We start from the raw sequence: 15,101 nt of genomic DNA, 5'->3' as shown, positions 1-15,101 counted from the left end.
GCTGTCAGCCCCTTGTTGTTGCCCATTGCCGTGTCCACCGCTGCGACCAGTTCCTCATTCGAGCGCCTGCAGACCTTGCTGCAGCGTCCCGCCATCGCATCTATCGCGCCAGACCTGCGTGACGCCTTGGCGCAGGCCTGGCAGCAGCTGCCAGCGCAGAGCGAGAACGTGCCCTGGTCGCTGCTCGCCGACACGCTGGACGCATTGGGGTTGCTGGCCGCCGACGAGGCCACCTTGATTGCGGCACTGTTGTTCGACCTGCCGGCCTTGCGCGGCGCGATCGCCAGCCTGCCGTGGCAACCGGCGGAGCGCCGGGTGGCGGTCGAAGGACTGCTGGACGGGCTGGATGCGGCCGACCAGGTCTGGGCCCTGCATGCCGGTCGCGAGGCCGGGCGCAACAGCGAAGGCCTGCGGCGGCTGTTACTGTCCATCATCCACGATTTGCGGGTGGTGCCGATCCTGCTGGCGCGGCAGTTGGCGCGCATGCGCGTGGCTGACCGCCTGAGCGAAGAGCAGCGCCGCGCACTGGCCCAGCTTACCCGCGACATCCATGCGCCGCTGGCCAACCGGCTGGGCATCTGGCAGGTGAAGTGGGAGCTGGAAGACCTGGCGTTCCGGCACCTGGAGCCGTACACCTACCGCCGCATCGCCCGCGAGGTGGACGAAACCCGCGTGGCGCGCGAGCGCTACCTGGATGCAGTCAAGCGCACCTTGTCGACGACGCTGGCCCAGCAGGGCCTGCGCGCGGAAGTGAGCGGGCGGCCGAAGCACATCTACAGCATCTGGCGGAAGATGCAGAAAAAGCGGCTGTCCTTCGACCAGTTGTACGACATCCGCGCGGTGCGGGTGATGGTCGACGACGTTGCCGCCTGCTATGCCGCGCTGGGGGCGGTGCACTCGTTGTGGGCGCCGGTGCCGAGCGAGTTCGACGATTACATCGCCCGGCCCAAGGCCAACGACTATCGCTCGCTGCATACCGCAGTGGTCGGCCCGGAAGGGCGCACGATCGAAATCCAGATTCGTACTCATGAAATGCATGCCCAGGCCGAACTCGGCGTGGCCGCGCATTGGAAATACAAGGAAGGCGGCAAGGGCGGCGAGAAGGCTTTCGACCGCAAGATTCTGTGGATGCGCCAGTTGTTGGAGCAGGTGCAGGAGGGCGACCACGGTGAACTGGCCGGTGCGCTGGATGCCGAGCTGATCGAAGACCGCGTGTATGCGCTCACGCCCAAGGGCGAGGTCATCGATCTGCCGCAAGGCGGCACGCCGCTGGATTTTGCTTATCACGTGCATACCATGGTGGGCCATCGCTGCCGCGGCGCACGCGTGAACGATCGCATTGTGCCGCTGACCTATCGGCTGCGCAGCGGCGACCGCGTGGAGATCATGACCGCCAAAGAAGCCGACCCGCGCCGCGACTGGCTGCTGGCGTCCAACGGCTTTCTGGCCAGCGGGCGTTCGCGCGACAAGGTGCGCGCGTGGTTCCACAAACTCGACCGCGCACGCAACGTGCAGGCCGGCAAGGACTTGCTCGATCGCGAACTCAAGCGTCTGGGCCTGCAGCACTCCGATCTGAGCGTGGCCGCGCGCAAATTCCACGCCGAGAACGTGGACGATCTGTATATCCAGGTGGCACTGGGCGATACCGGGCCCAACCAGGTCAGCCGCGCCCTGCTGGAGGCCGAACGGGCCGCCTCGCAGCCCGCGGTGCCAGCGCCGCCACGGCCCACCGCACGCCGAGAGGGCCTGGGCAAGTCCAAGTTCACCGTGCAGGGCGTGGGCAATCTGCTGGTGCAACTGGCGCGCTGCTGCCAGCCGGTGGCGGGCGAGCCGATCGCCGGCTATCTGACCCGCGGCCGCGGCATCACTGTGCATCGCACCGATTGCGCGGAACTGTCGCGGCTGGCGGCGGCGCATCCGCAGCGCGTGCTTCCCGTGGAGTGGGGCCAGGCCGGCAGCGGCTACGAAGTGGATGTGCAGGTGCGCGCGGTCGACCGCCGCTGGTTGCTCAAGGACATCACCAACCTGATTGCGCAGGAGGATGCGCACGTGCTGGAAATCAACAGCGACAACGTGCGCGACACCGGCAGAGCGCAGCTGCGGTTGCGGCTGAAGGTCAGCGATTTCGATCAATTGTCCGGCCTGCTTGGCAAGCTGGATGCGTTGCCCGGCGTCAACGAGGTGAGGCGGCTAGGCTGAGCGCAGACCGCGTCCTGGCAGCACCGGGTCAGTCGGAAAACGGCGGCACATCAGGAGTGTGCCTGTGCCTGCCTGACGAATCCCAAATCCTAAAAACGCACCTCGCCTTCGCAGTAAGGCCAGCTACCATAATGCGGTAAACGCGTCCCCGTCAGGTCGCGCCAAGGATGCACGCCACCGCATGTTCCCGCTTCCGCGCTGGGCCAGATCGCCGCCCCGCCCCCGGGCGCCATTGCGCAGCCGTTTGCTCTGGCGCGCGGTGTTGGTGCTGTCCGCATGCCTAGTGTTGTCTGTCATCGCCCTGCGTAAGCCGCTGGCCGATTGGGTATGGCCGGACACGCGCATCCAGCAACTGCTACAGCGTGGCGATGCGGCTTTGTCGCGCGGCCAGCTCAGTGCTGCCGATGGCAGTGGTGCACGCGAACTGTTTACCGCTGCGCTTGCCTTGGACAGCGACCGCAGCGAAGCGCGTGCCGGACTGGCGCGTATCGGCGCCGCTGCGGTAGTGCAGGCACGTGCCGCGATCGCGGCTGGTGACGCAGCCAGCGCGCAACGCGCGCTGGCGCTGGCCAACGCAGTGGAGGTGCCGCAGACGCAGATCGCTCCGGTTGCAGTGCGCTTGCGTGGGTTACAGGCGCGTCGCGCCGGTTTGGACGCCTTGTTCGCGCAAGCGATGGCCGCGCAACAACAAGGCCGCCTGGATGGCACGCCGGACAGCGCACTGCCGTTGTATCAACGCATCCTGACCCTGGCGCCGGACCGGACCGATGCGCTGGAAGGGCGCGAGGATGCGTTGACCGATCTACTGGCGCAGGCACGCCACGCGTTGGCGCGCGATGCACTTAGCGAGGCGGCGGCGCTGCTGGCTGCAGCCAGGCGCTACGACGCCGGGCATGTCGATCTGCCGCTGACCGAAGGCCATTACCACCGCGTGCTGGAACAACGCCGGCAACGTGCGCAGGCCTTGCTGCGACGCGGTCGGTTGGCGCCGGCCGCGCGCGATTTGACTGCCGTGCTGGCGGCCGAACCGGACGATGCAAGCGCCCAGCGCGGGCGTCAGCAGGTGGCAAGCGAATATGCCGCGCAGGCCAGTCGCCAGGCGGCAGATTTCCATTTCGATGCTGCACTGCAATCGCTCCAGGAGGCGCGGATCCTGGTGCCAGACGCTGCGTCGATCTCGCAGGTCGAGCAGGCGATTGCGCGTGCGCGCGATGCCGAGCGCAGCCCCGAAACCGGCCTGTCGCGCGGCGCCCGTGAGCTCCGTCTGCGTGCGCTGCTGCAACGTGTGGCCGATGCCGAAATGCGCCAGCAATGGATGACTCCGTCTGGCGCCAGCGCCTATGACGCGGTGCGTGCAGCCCAGGCGCTGGCACCGCGCGATCGGCGCGTGCTACAGGCTGCCGCACGCGTGGCGCCGGCAAGCCAGCGCTGTTTCGAAGACGAACTACGCAACAACCGCCTGCGCGCCGCGCGTGGGTGCCTGGATGCCTGGCAGGCGCTGACCTCGAGCGCGGACGCGCTGGCCGGTGCGCGTCGACGCATGGCGCAGCGCTGGATTGCGGTTGGCAACGAACGGCTGGGTCAGGAAGATGCGGCGTTCGCCCGGCACGCTCAGGACCAGGCGCAGCAGCTGGATCCTAGATTGCCGGAACTGGCCGAGTTCACGCGCCGGGTCAAGGCTGTGGTTGAGCAGCGTTGAGGCGGCGGCACGTTGCCACGCAGTGATGCGCGCGACCCGCGTGCCGAGGTATCTACTCAACCGGCAATAAACAACTCACGTACCGTGTCACGCGCGGCATCCAGCGAAAAATGCCGGGCCACGTTGCGCAATCCGTTGTCGGCCAAGCGCTGCCAGAGCGCCGCATCCTGATACAGGCGCACGATCGCACTGGCGAACGCATCGGCGTCATCGGCCACGCATACATCTTCGCCATCACGCAAATGCATGCCTTCCACCGCGCAGGTGGTGCCGACCACTGGCTGTCCGTGCGCCATGCTCAGATTGATCTTGCCTTTCACGCCGGCGCCGAAGCGCAGCGGCGCTACCGCAATCCGCGCGCTGTCCAGGTACGGCACCAAGTCCGGCACGTGCCCGTGCAGTTGCACGCCGGGGCATTCATCGGCCAGCAGTTTCAGCGCATCCGGCAGGTCGGCGCCGATGCAATGAAAAATCACGTTCGGCAATTGCGCACGCACCTGCGGGAAGATCGCGCTGATGAACCACTGCACCGCATCCATATTGGGCGGATGCCGGAAGCCGCCGACGAACACCAGATCGCGGCGTTGCTCGAAGCTGTGGCCGCTGCCGGCCACGTCATGCAGGTTGGACAGCAGGGCGGTGCGGATGTGTGGCGCGTCCTGACGCAGTTGCGCCTGTTCGGCGGCCGATACCAGCACGGTGACGTCGGTGGTGGCCATGATCTCCAGTTCGCGCAGCCGGGTGCGCTGCGCCGCACGCAGTAGGTTGGCATCGCCGGCCAACTCGGCGCCGCGGCGTTCGCGCACGTAGTGCAAATCCACGGTATCGAACAAGGTGCGCGCCTGCGGGGCGTACTGCTTCAGCAATGGCAGGCAGGCATGCGCCACGTGGTGACGCACCAGCAGCACCACCGCAAAGCGTGGGCCGTGCGTGCGCAACCAGCTGCCAAGGCCTTCAAGAAATGGCGCGTACCAGACTTCCACCCCCAGTTGCTGCAGCGCGTGCGTGTGCCGCCCTGCGTGTTCGCGGCGGGTCGGCACGAACACCACATGCGCGCCTTCTTGGCGTAGCAGGCGGATCAGGTTGAATTGCCGCAGCGAGCCGGAATCGCGGTCCGGTTCCGGGACGCATTCGTCCAGGATCAACACCTGGCGTTGGCCGCGATGCAGCAGCGCAGGCCCGGGCACCGTGCCGACTGGCGGTTGCATCGCAAGAACCTGCTGCCATTTTTCGGCGAACACGCGTTGGTTACGCACCTGATACGCCTTCACCCCGGTGCGCGTGTCGGTGCCGTTGCTGGTGCCTTCGTCATGCACCACCACGCTAGCCGGCTGCACCAGTACCTGATGGCCGGCCGCACGCACTGCAAACGCCAGGTCGGTGTCCTCGTAATACGCCGGCATATAGCGCTGATCCAGCCCATCCAGCGTCTGCAATAGCGCGCGCGGCAGCGCGATTGCCGCGCCCGAGCAATAGTCCATCGTGCGCACATACGCATACCGTGGGTCGTCGGCCGATTCGAAGCGACCATAGCTCCAGGCGCTTCCATCGCCGAACACCACACCGCCGGACTCCTGCAGGCGCCCATCCGGATACACCAGTTGCGCACCGACCAAACCGGCGCTCGGATGCTGGGCGAAAGTGTTGATCAGCCGATCCAGCCAACCGGGCTGCGGAATGGTGTCGTTGTTGAGCAGCACCACGTAGTCGCCGCGCGCCAGCACGATGCCGTCGTTGCAGGCGGCGATAAAGCCGCCATTGCTTGCGCGTCGGTGGTAGTGCAGCCCTTGCACCTGCGGCAGTTGCGCTTCGGTGGCGTCGCTGCTGCCGTCATCGACAACGACGATCTCCACATTCAACTGCGGCGGGTGCGCGGCCAGCGCGCGCAAACAGGCCAGCGTGTGCGCGATGTGGTTGTAGACCGGAATGACCAGCGTCACGCGTGGCGCGGCGCTTTTCGGCACCGCAAATGCGGCGAACGGCGCAGCATCCGGCAACCACAGCGGCGTGCCGAGCGCGACCGGCGGTGCTTGCGTGTGCACGCGAATACGCTGCCAGGTGGCGCGCCAACCGCGTGTGCGCATGCTGGCCACACTGCGGTGGATCAGGCCGAGAACGCGATTGAACAGATAGCGTGCATCGGCCAAAGACATCGACATTGCGTTGGAACTCCAGCGTGGCATGGCAGTAAACCGTAACGCGTCGTCGTCGAATGCGCAGACGGTGCGCCCGGAACCGCAGTGTACGAGTGGTGCATGCTGATTCCGAGCACTGGCCGCGCCCCACCGACGGTGAGCCCGCTAGTTTCGTTAGCCGCTCTTAAGTTCTAAGGGCCCGGTGGGTCACAGCCATGACAGCGCTGCGCTAGACTTGCCGGACTCTACATTCTCGCATCCCTGTGCCCCGACGCCACGACCACGACGCTCCCGACGATTTCGAGGACGACACCAACGAGCAAGGCTCCCGCTGGCAACGCAGACTGATCGTCTGGGGTGTCGCCGCGATCGCGCTGGCGCTCGGTTTCCTGATTCCTTACACGGTGTATCTGAACAAGCAGGTCACCCAGCGCTTCGGCGAACTGCGTTGGCAGATCCCGACCCGCGTCTACGGGCGGCCATTGGTGCTAGTGCCGGGCAATGCGCTGGATGCGGCCACCTTAAAGACCGAATTGGACGCGGCCTCGTACCGCGACGATGGTCAAGCCAAGCTGGCCGGTACCTATCAGCAGGATGGCAGCCGCTTCACCATCGCCAGCCGCGGCTACAACGACGTGGACGGGCGCGTGCCTGCGCGACGTGTCGAGGTCAGCGTGTCCGGCGGGCGTATCGCCAGCCTGCGCGATGCCGGCGACCGCAAGGTGCTCAACAGCGCGCGTCTGGACCCGGCGCGCATCGCCACCTTGTACGGGCAGAAGCAGGAAGAACGCCGCCTGGTGCGCATGGAGGAAGTGCCCGAGCTGCTGGTTACCGGCCTGCAGGCGGTCGAAGACCGCGACTTCAACAGCCACCACGGCATCGATCTCAGCGGCATGGTGCGCGCAGCCTGGATCATGGCGCGCTCCGGCGGCCATGTGCGTCAGGGTGCCAGCACGCTGACCCAGCAGCTGGCACGCAGCGGCCTGCTCGGCATCGGCAAGGAACAGACATTCACCCGCAAGTTCAACGAAATTTTGTACGCAGTGATCATGGAGGCGCGCTACGACAAGCGCACCATCCTGGAGGCTTACCTCAACCAGGTCTATCTTGGCCAGCGTGGCGGGCAGGCGATTCATGGCGTGTCCTCGGGAGCCGAACTGTGGTTCGGTCGCGAGCTCAATTCGATGACCCCCGAGCAGATCGCGTTGCTGATCGGGCTGGTCAAGGGGCCGTCCTACTACGACCCGCGACGCAACCCGGAACGCGCGCTGGATCGGCGCAATTTCGTGCTCGGCAAGCTGCATGAAAACAACCTCATCGACGCCGCCGAATACGCGCGCGCGCTAGCCGCGCCGTTGGGCGTACCCACCGAGCCCGGGTTGGTTGCGGCCAATCGCTTCCCGGCCTATGTGGATCTGGTGCGGCGGCAACTGGCGCACGATTACCCGGAAGGCGTGCTGCAAGGTGCTGGTATGAGTGTGCTGACTGGCATGTCGCCGTCTGCGCAAGCCTATGCCGAAGGCGCAGTGACCGGTGCCATCAAGCGGCTGGACAACAAGAAGCGTCCGCCGCTTCAAGCCGGCCTGGTACTGACCGACGTGCATAACGGTGATGTGTTGGCGGTGGTCGGCAGCCGCGATGTCGCCAAGCCAGGCTTCAATCGCGCGGTGGAAGCGCAGCGGCAGGTCGGCTCTTTGATCAAACCGTTCGTGTATCTGCTGGCGCTGGCGTCGCCGGATCGCTGGGCCTTGTCCAGTTGGGTCGACGATTCGCCGGTCACGGTGCAGCTCAGCCGCGGCAAGACCTGGTCGCCGGGCAATTCCGACAACCGCAGTCATGGTACAGTACGGCTGATCGATGCGTTGGCGCATTCCTACAACCAGGCCACGGTGCGCGTGGGCCTGCAGGTCGGCCCGGAGCGCATCGCACAACTGATCCAGGTGCTTGCCGGTATTAATGCCGACACCAATCCGTCGCTGATCCTGGGCGCGACCGACCAGAGCCCGTATGGCATGGCGCAGCTGTACCAATTCCTGGCCGCCGGCGGCGAAATCCAGCCGCTGCATGCGGTGCGCGGCGTGCTTGACCCGCAAGGCAAGCTGCTCAAGCGCTACGACAAGACCCCGGCCCCAGCGCAGGAGGGCGATTCGGTGGCCGCCAACCTGATCAGCATCGCCTTGCAGCAGGTGGTCAGCGGCGGTACCGCGCGGCAGTTGCTGGACGATGGCTTTGGCCGCCTGGCGCCGGCCGGCAAGACCGGCACCTCCAACGATGGCCGCGACAGCTGGTATGCCGGCTACACCGGCGACCACCTGGCGGTAATCTGGATGGGCAACGATCAGAACGAGCAGACCGGTCTGTACGGCGCCACCGGCGCGATGCGGGTGTGGTCGAGCATTTTCGCGCGCCTGCCGAGCGCGCCGTTGAAGGTCAGCGGCAAGGGCCTGGACTGGCAGTGGGTGGACGCGTCCGGTACCGGCGTGACCGATGCCGGTTGCCCGGGCGCGCGCCAGTTCCCGTTCGTGGTCGGCTTCACGCCGGCCTATGCTCCGTGTGCCGGCAATGCACCGTCGATCGAAGCCCCGCCCGGCGATCTTGCGGCACCTGCCGAGCAATCCAGCGGAGGTGGCTGGCGCCGTTTCTTCGGTCTGGAAAAGAAGCCCGAAGCACCCGCACCGGCGCCTGCCACGGCTCCACCTGCGCATTGACTGGAGTAACCCCATGCCCCGATTGCACCGTTTGCTTGTCCTCGCCGGCGTGTTTGCCGCACTCGCCGGGTGTGTCAGCGCGCCACCTGCGCCGCCGCCGCCGCGGCGGCCCCCGGTGGACCCGACCACGCCCACCCAACGGTTGTTGCTGATCGAACGCGAGGCCGGCGTCGACGAAACCGAGCTGTCGGTGCAGCCGCTACGCGACCCGCAGGTGGACGATCTGCGCGAGACTGCCAGGTCCAAGCGCCAGGCCGGCGATCTGCCCGGCGCGGCGGCGGCGTTGGATCAGGCGCTGGGTCTGGTGTCCGGCGACCCAGCGATCCTGCAGGAACGTGCCGAAGTGGCGGTGCTGCAGGCCGATTGGCCGGCCGCCGAGCGATTCGCCAAGCAGGCAATCGAACTGGGGTCCAAGACTGGGCCGCTGTGTCGTCGTCATTGGGCCACCATCGAACAGTCGAGGCTCGCGCGGGGCGAGAAAGAAAACGCTGCCTCGGCCACATCGCAGATCGCCGGCTGCACGGTGCCTGGTGTGAAGCGGTATTGAAGCACTCCACGCGGTGCGCATCGTTCCAGAGGTGCGCGCTCGCCGATGACAGCACTGTGGCGTCGGCGAGCGCTGCGGTCGAGAGGCGGATACTCCGGTCCCGGCTGCGTCCAGCTACCGGCCAGGCGCACCCAAGCCAGCATCACCGCGAACGCGCTAGGCTGTCGTGCTTCCTGTCCGCTTTTCGTCTGGTCTCATGTCCCAACTTGCCACTGCCAGCATCGAGGCGCTTAGCGAGGGAGGTGCGCTTGCGCGTCAGCTCGATGCGTTTGCGCCGCGTGCTGCGCAGTTGCGCCTGACCGGCGCCATCGCCGAGGCGTTCGAGCAACGCGATGTGCTGTTGGCCGAGGCCGGCACCGGCACCGGCAAGACCTACGCCTATCTGGTGCCGGCGCTGCTGTCCGGACTCAAGACCATTGTCTCGACCGGCACGCGCGCGCTGCAGGATCAACTGTTCCACCGCGATTTGCCGCGTGTGCGCGCCGCTTTGGGCGTTGGCCTGCGCAGCGCGTTGCTGAAGGGGCGCGCGAATTACCTGTGCAAATACCGCACCCAGCAGGCGCGCGGCGAGCCGCGGTTTGCCACGCCTGAACAGATCTCGCAGTTCCAGCGCATCGTGGCCTGGAGCGGGCGCACCCAGTTCGGCGACATGGCCGAGATGGACGCTTTGCCGGACGATTCGCCGTTGCTGCCGCTGGTGACCTCCACTGTCGACAATTGCCTGGGCACCGAATGCCCGTTCTACAGCGAATGCTTCGTGATGCAGGCGCGTCAGCGCGCGCAGGCTGCCGATCTGGTGGTGGTCAATCATCATCTGCTGCTGGCCGACCTGGCCCTCAAGCAGGAAGGCTTCGGCGAGATCCTGCCCGGCGCACAGGCCTTCGTTATCGACGAAGCGCATCAACTGCCGGAACTGGCGGCCAATTTCTTCGGCGAAAGTTTCGGCATGCGCCCGTGGCAGGAATTGGCGCGCGACTGCATGGTCGAAGCGCGCCCGGTCGCCGGTGCGCAAGCCAGTTTGCAGGAACCGATCCTGGCGTTGGACGAAGCCTTGCGTGGCCTGCGCGCCGGTATGGAAGGCCTGCCGCCACGCGGCACGCAATGGCGTGCGCTGGCCAAGCCGCAGGTGCGCGAAGGTTTCGATGCGGTGCTGTCGTCGCTGGCGCGGTTGGGCGAAGCCTTGCTGCCGTTGCGCGAGGCTTCGCCGGGTTTCGATGGCTGCACTGCACGCGCGCAGGAAGCGCTGGCGCGCTTGTCGCGCTGGCTGGGCGAAGACGCGCCGGTGCTGGATTTCGAGCAGGAGTTGCCCGACACCGTGGAGAACGATGTGCTCTGGTACGAGCTCAATCCGCGCGGATTCCGCTGCCAGCGCACCCCGCTGGATGTGTCTGGCCCGCTACGCGAGCATCGCGAAAAATCGCAGGCGGCGTGGGTGTTCACCTCGGCCACGTTGGCGGTAGGTGGCGAGTTCGATCACATTGCGCTGCGCCTGGGTTTGAGCGATCCGGTGACCTTGCTGCAACCCAGCCCCTTCGATTGGGCGCGTCAGGCTTTGTGCTATCTGCCGCCGAATCTGCCGGATCCGGCAGCGCGCGGCTTCGGCACGGCGTTGATCGCCGTATTGACGCCGGTGCTGGAGGCATCTAACGGCCGCGCGTTTTTGCTGTTTGCCTCGCACCGCGCGCTGCGCGAAGCCGCCGAAGCGTTGCGTGGCGCGCGGTGGCCCTTGTTCGTGCAGGGCCAAGCGCCGCGCGCGACATTGCTGCAACGCTTTCGCGATTCCGGCAACGGCGTGCTGCTGGGCTCGGCAAGCTTCCGCGAGGGTGTGGACGTGGTCGGCGATGCCTTGAGCGTGGTGGTGATCGACAAATTGCCGTTTGCCGCCCCCGACGACCCGGTGTTTGAAGCACGCCTGGATGCGATCCGCCGCGAGGGCGGCAATCCGTTCCGCGACGAACAATTGCCGCAGGCAGTGATCGCACTCAAACAGGGCGTGGGCCGGTTGATCCGCAGCGAGAACGATCGCGGCGTGCTGGTGCTGTGCGATCCGCGGTTGGTGAACAAAGGCTATGGCCGTACTTTCATGAACTCGCTGCCTCCATTTGCGCGTACCCGCGAGATCGGCGACGTGCGTGCGTTTTTTGGGCTGGGTGCGGAGAGCTCGGGACCGGGGACCCAGAACCCAGGACCGGGGTAAGCGTTGGTCAGCGTGTTGTCGCGGTATTTAGAGTGGCTAACAAAACGTCTGCGCTCACCGCCAGGCAGGCGCGGCCGGTGCGTCGAAACGCATTTGCCAGGCGAACACTGCGGTTGCTCCGCGCCGTCCACACCTGCTCGCTAGGTTTTGTCAGCCACTCTTAGTTCGCGCAGCGGTCAGCGCTGCAGCGCGCCGGGCCAATGCATTAAAATTTTCGTCACTTTCGGGTTCCGGCTCCGCCATGAAACTGCTCATCTTCACGATCTCACGCCTTGCGCCGTTCCGAGTCTCCGGCCCCGGGTTCCGGGGTCCGGCTCTCCAATGAAAGTCCTTGCGTTCGAGACCTCCACCGAAGCCTGTTCCGTTGCGCTGCACGTGGATGGTCGCGTGATCGAGCATTTCGAACTGGCGCCGCGCCGCCATGCCGAACTGGTATTGCCGTGGGCCGAACAGCTACTGGCCGATGCAGGCATCGCACGCCGCCAGCTCGATGCGATTGCCGTCGGTCGTGGCCCAGGCGCCTTTACCGGCGTGCGTCTGGCGATCGGCATCGCGCAAGGCATCGCGTTGGGCCTGGACCTGCCGGTGCTGGCGCTCTCCACGCTGCAGGTGCTGGCATTGCGCGCGCCTGACGATGCGACGCACGTACTGGCCTGCATCGATGCGCGCATGGGTGAGGTGTATGCCGGTGTCTTCGAACGCCGCGGCGAGTGGTTGCTGGAATCAGGGCCAGAAGTGGTGTGCGCGCCGGACGCGTTCGTCCCGCCCGATGCCGCGCAGCGCTTCGCCGGTGTCGGCACCGGATTCGCCGCGGCCGATGCACTCCTGCAACAGCACTTTGCAAGGCAGCTGACCAGCGTCGACGCTGCCGCGCTGCCGCATGCCGCCGATCTACTCACACTCGCGGTGCCGGCGCTGCTGCGCGGCGAAGGCGTGGCGCCGGAGCGGGTCGAACCGGCTTATCTGCGCAACAACGTTGCACTGACCCTGGCCGAACAACAGGCCGCACGCGCAGCGAAGGCGGCCGGCGTTCCACCGTAGTGGCATGGTGTGTTGTCGACATAAGTCGGCGCGGATGCGGCAGTGATTCGTCGCCGGCTTGGGCAATTAAATGCCGCGAGCCGCTAGATGCACATCGATCAAACACCAACATCAACGATCGTCGTGCAGCTCGCCACCGGGCAAGAACAACCAGGTACGTGTGACCTGCAAGATATCCACGTCGTCCTTGGTCTTGGGCAGCGGCGGGAACGGCTGTGCCAGCTGCACCACGCGCAGTGCTGCGGCATCCAGGGTTGGGGTGCCGCTGGAGACCAGTACTCGGCTGTTTTCCACACTGCCATCGCGGCGCACGCCTACGCTGATCACCACCTCGCCTCCGAGCCGGCGGCGACCCACTTCATCCGGGTAATTGAGATTGCCGACGCGCTCGGCGCGATCCACCCAGGCACGCAGATAGTTGGCATACGCGTATTCGCGCGTGCTGGCTGAGACGAACTTGCGGTTCGGGCGCTTGGCGTATTGCTCCGAGCGCAGATGCACTTCCGCCGCAAGCCGGGCCATTTCCGCAGCGCGTTGCGCATCGTTGGGCGAGAGCGGGCCGGTTTGCGGATTCGGTTGCGGTGTCGGCGCGCTTTGCTCGCCACGACGACTGCTCACCACGCGGGTCTGCATGGGCTCCGATGCCTGCACGCTGGTCGCGCGTTGCGCTTGCGGCGCCAGGCCGGTACGGTTCAGCGGCACCACGCCGGGTTGACTGTCGCGCGGGTGCTGCGCGGTGTCGTGATCGCCGCCGCCTTGCTGATTGGCCTGGGCCAGAAAGTCTGCCTGCTTGGGCGTCAGCGGGGTGCTGGTCTGGCTGAAGATCACATCCAGCGTCGGCACCAACGGCGCGTCTTCGTTGACCGCAAAACCGACGCCCAAAATCAGCATGCCGTGCAGCAGCAGCGAGATCACCAGCATGGCGATCAGCCGTCGGCGGTCGTCCATGGGAACTGGCAGCGCCGCGACCACCGTCATTGCGCAGCGCCGGCCTCAATCGCGTCCAACAGCAGCCCGGCGATGTTCAAACCGAACTGCGCATCCAGCTCTCGCACGCAGGTGGGGCTGGTCACGTTGACTTCGGTCAGGTAATCACCGATCACATCCAGGCCGACAAAACGCATGCCGCGCCGGCGCATTTCCGGGCCGACTTGCGCGGCGATCCAACGGTCGCGTTCGGACAGTGGCCGGCCTTCGCCACGTCCGCCGGCAGCCAGGTTGCCGCGAAATTCATCGCCCTGCGGAATCCGCGCCAGGCAGTAGTCCACCGGAACGCCATCCACCAGCAGGATGCGCTTGTCGCCGGCACTGATGTCGGGGATGAAGCGCTGCGCCAGGGTCAGCTTGCGATTGCCGTCGGTCAGCGTCTCCAGGATCACATTGAGGTTGGGGTCGCCGGTGCCGCTGCGGAAGATCGAGCGCCCGCCCATGCCGTCCAGCGGCTTGAGCACCGCCTGTCCCTGTTCCAGCACGAAGGCCTTCAAGGCGGCAGCATCGCGGCTGACCAGCGTCGGCGGGCAACATTGCGGGAACAGCAACGCAGCCAGCTTCTCGTTGTAATCGCGCAGACCCTGCGGATCGTTGACCACCTGCGCGCCGGCGCGCTGCGCGACGCTGAGCATCTGGGTGTCGTAGACGAACTCCGCATCCACTGGCGGGTTCTTGCGCATCAGCACCACCTGGCCGGGGCCGAACGCCAGCTCGGCAAACTCGCCCACCGTGCACCAGCTGGTCTTGTCCTCGCGCACGGTCAATGGCGCGACCTGCGCCACCGCGCATCCTTCGCGCAAGCCGAGCCCGCGGGGACGTACGTAATGCAAATGGTGGCCTCGGCGCTGGGCTTCCAGCAGCATGGCGAAGGTGGTGTCTTTGGCGATCTTGATGGAGGCGATGGGATCCATCACCACAACGACGTCGAGCGACATTGGGCTAACCCTTTCGAACAAGCTGCCGATGGTAACTTCAAGCGGTGGGTGACGGGGGCGCCTGGCGGGTCGCAGTGCGCGACTTGCCGGGCGGGATGCAGTCAGACGTGGTCGTAACGTCCGCTTGGCGGGGGCCCGGCAATGCGCCCTTGACAGTCAATGCGGATCTTGGGATATACATGCAGTTTGGTAGCGACGTCGAAGGGGTGACGCGTCGCGCGCCCGGGGACATTCGCATGAATGAAAACATTGCTGCGGGTAAGGAACTCGCAGGACTGAAGGTGATGGTGATCGATGATTCGAAAACCATTCGCCGCACCGCCGAAACGCTGCTCAAGCGAGAAGGATGTGAAGTAGTGACAGCGACCGATGGTTTCGAGGCACTGGCCAAAATTGCGGACCGACACCCTCAGATCATTTTTGTCGACATTATGATGCCGCGCTTGGATGGGTACCAGACCTGCGCGTTGATCAAGGGCAATCAGGTCTTTAAGTCGACGCCGGTGATCATGTTGTCTTCAAAGGATGGCCTGTTCGACAAGGCACGCGGCCGCATCGTCGGCTCCGAGCAATATCTGACCAAGCCATTCACCCGTGAAGAACTACTGAGCGTGATTCGCACGTACGTCCACGCCTGACCAGAGGGAAAG

Annotated in this window: 10 protein-coding genes; 7 read left to right on the top strand and 3 right to left on the bottom strand. The window is 65.9% G+C overall.

The annotated features are described in order from the left end of the window. Positions 1-15: 15 nt before the first annotated feature. Positions 16-2,199, top strand: a complete 2,184-nt coding sequence (locus PD885_RS15705) for a RelA/SpoT family protein (protein ID WP_040762945.1) — start codon at positions 16-18, stop codon at positions 2,197-2,199. A 181-nt stretch (positions 2,200-2,380) separates the two neighbouring features. Continuing rightward, positions 2,381-3,898 (top strand): hypothetical protein, encoded by a 1,518-nt coding sequence (locus PD885_RS15700; protein WP_088056983.1) that lies wholly within the window; start codon positions 2,381-2,383, stop codon positions 3,896-3,898. A gap of 56 nt (positions 3,899-3,954) precedes the next feature. Here the strand turns inward: PD885_RS15700 and PD885_RS15695 are convergent, their stop codons facing one another. Then, on the bottom strand, positions 3,955-6,057 hold the full coding sequence (locus tag PD885_RS15695; RefSeq protein WP_088056982.1) for a glycosyltransferase: 2,103 nt from the start codon (positions 6,055-6,057) through the stop codon (positions 3,955-3,957). Between the two features lie 239 nt (positions 6,058-6,296). Here PD885_RS15695 and mrcB point away from each other — a divergent pair, with 239 nt between their 5' ends. The 4 genes from mrcB (at position 6,297) to tsaB (ending at position 12,526) form a co-directional block, all read left to right on the top strand. After that, complete coding sequence (gene mrcB, locus PD885_RS15690) at positions 6,297-8,741, top strand: penicillin-binding protein 1B (protein WP_002812049.1); 2,445 nt, start codon at positions 6,297-6,299, stop codon at positions 8,739-8,741. Positions 8,742-8,754: 13 nt separating this feature from the next. After that, complete coding sequence (locus PD885_RS15685; RefSeq protein WP_002812048.1) at positions 8,755-9,288, top strand: tetratricopeptide repeat protein; 534 nt, start codon at positions 8,755-8,757, stop codon at positions 9,286-9,288. Positions 9,289-9,484: 196 nt separating this feature from the next. Then, positions 9,485-11,485 carry a DNA repair helicase YoaA gene (yoaA, locus tag PD885_RS15680; RefSeq protein WP_002812047.1) on the top strand — a complete coding sequence of 667 codons (2,001 nt, stop codon included), beginning with the start codon at positions 9,485-9,487 and terminating at the stop codon, positions 11,483-11,485. Between the two features lie 321 nt (positions 11,486-11,806). Next, the gene (gene tsaB / locus PD885_RS15675; RefSeq protein ID WP_002812046.1) at positions 11,807-12,526 is read left to right on the top strand and encodes a tRNA (adenosine(37)-N6)-threonylcarbamoyltransferase complex dimerization subunit type 1 TsaB; all 720 of its coding nucleotides are present in this window, start codon (positions 11,807-11,809) and stop codon (positions 12,524-12,526) included. A 111-nt stretch (positions 12,527-12,637) separates the two neighbouring features. Here tsaB and tolA read toward each other — a convergent pair whose 3' ends face one another. Together tolA and gshB are read right to left on the bottom strand one after the other, a co-directional pair. Next, complete coding sequence (gene tolA, locus PD885_RS15670; protein ID WP_002812045.1) at positions 12,638-13,504, bottom strand: cell envelope integrity protein TolA; 867 nt, start codon at positions 13,502-13,504, stop codon at positions 12,638-12,640. Further along, positions 13,501-14,451, bottom strand: coding sequence for a glutathione synthase (gene gshB / locus PD885_RS15665; protein WP_002812044.1), 951 nt, complete (start codon positions 14,449-14,451; stop codon positions 13,501-13,503). The genes tolA and gshB overlap by 4 nt, the downstream gene beginning before the upstream one ends. A gap of 236 nt (positions 14,452-14,687) precedes the next feature. On the opposite strand from gshB, the gene pilG reads away from it, so the two are divergent. After that, positions 14,688-15,089: a twitching motility response regulator PilG gene (gene pilG / locus PD885_RS15660; protein ID WP_002812043.1), complete on the top strand. Its 402-nt coding sequence runs from the start codon at positions 14,688-14,690 to the stop codon at positions 15,087-15,089. Positions 15,090-15,101: the final 12 nt, after the last annotated feature.

The sequence above is a fragment of the Xanthomonas fragariae genome, from assembly GCF_900183975.1.
GTDB classification, from domain to species: domain Bacteria; phylum Pseudomonadota; class Gammaproteobacteria; order Xanthomonadales; family Xanthomonadaceae; genus Xanthomonas; species Xanthomonas fragariae.
The sequence above is the reverse complement of the archived record's forward strand: the minus strand, read 5'-3'. Positions and strand labels throughout refer to the sequence as shown.

Excerpts from the sequence above, each read along its gene's own strand:
- PD885_RS15700 (WP_088056983.1), top strand. The coding sequence starts at position 2,381 with ATGTTCCCGCTTCCGCGCTGGGCCAGATCGCCGCCCCGCCCCCGGGCG.
- PD885_RS15695 (WP_088056982.1), bottom strand. The coding sequence starts at position 6,057 with ATGTCGATGTCTTTGGCCGATGCACGCTATCTGTTCAATCGCGTTCTC.
- PD885_RS15685 (WP_002812048.1), top strand. The coding sequence starts at position 8,755 with ATGCCCCGATTGCACCGTTTGCTTGTCCTCGCCGGCGTGTTTGCCGCA.
- yoaA (WP_002812047.1), top strand. The coding sequence starts at position 9,485 with ATGTCCCAACTTGCCACTGCCAGCATCGAGGCGCTTAGCGAGGGAGGT.
- tsaB (WP_002812046.1), top strand. The coding sequence starts at position 11,807 with ATGAAAGTCCTTGCGTTCGAGACCTCCACCGAAGCCTGTTCCGTTGCG.
- tolA (WP_002812045.1), bottom strand. The coding sequence starts at position 13,504 with ATGACGGTGGTCGCGGCGCTGCCAGTTCCCATGGACGACCGCCGACGG.
- gshB (WP_002812044.1), bottom strand. The coding sequence starts at position 14,451 with ATGTCGCTCGACGTCGTTGTGGTGATGGATCCCATCGCCTCCATCAAG.
- pilG (WP_002812043.1), top strand. The coding sequence starts at position 14,688 with ATGAATGAAAACATTGCTGCGGGTAAGGAACTCGCAGGACTGAAGGTG.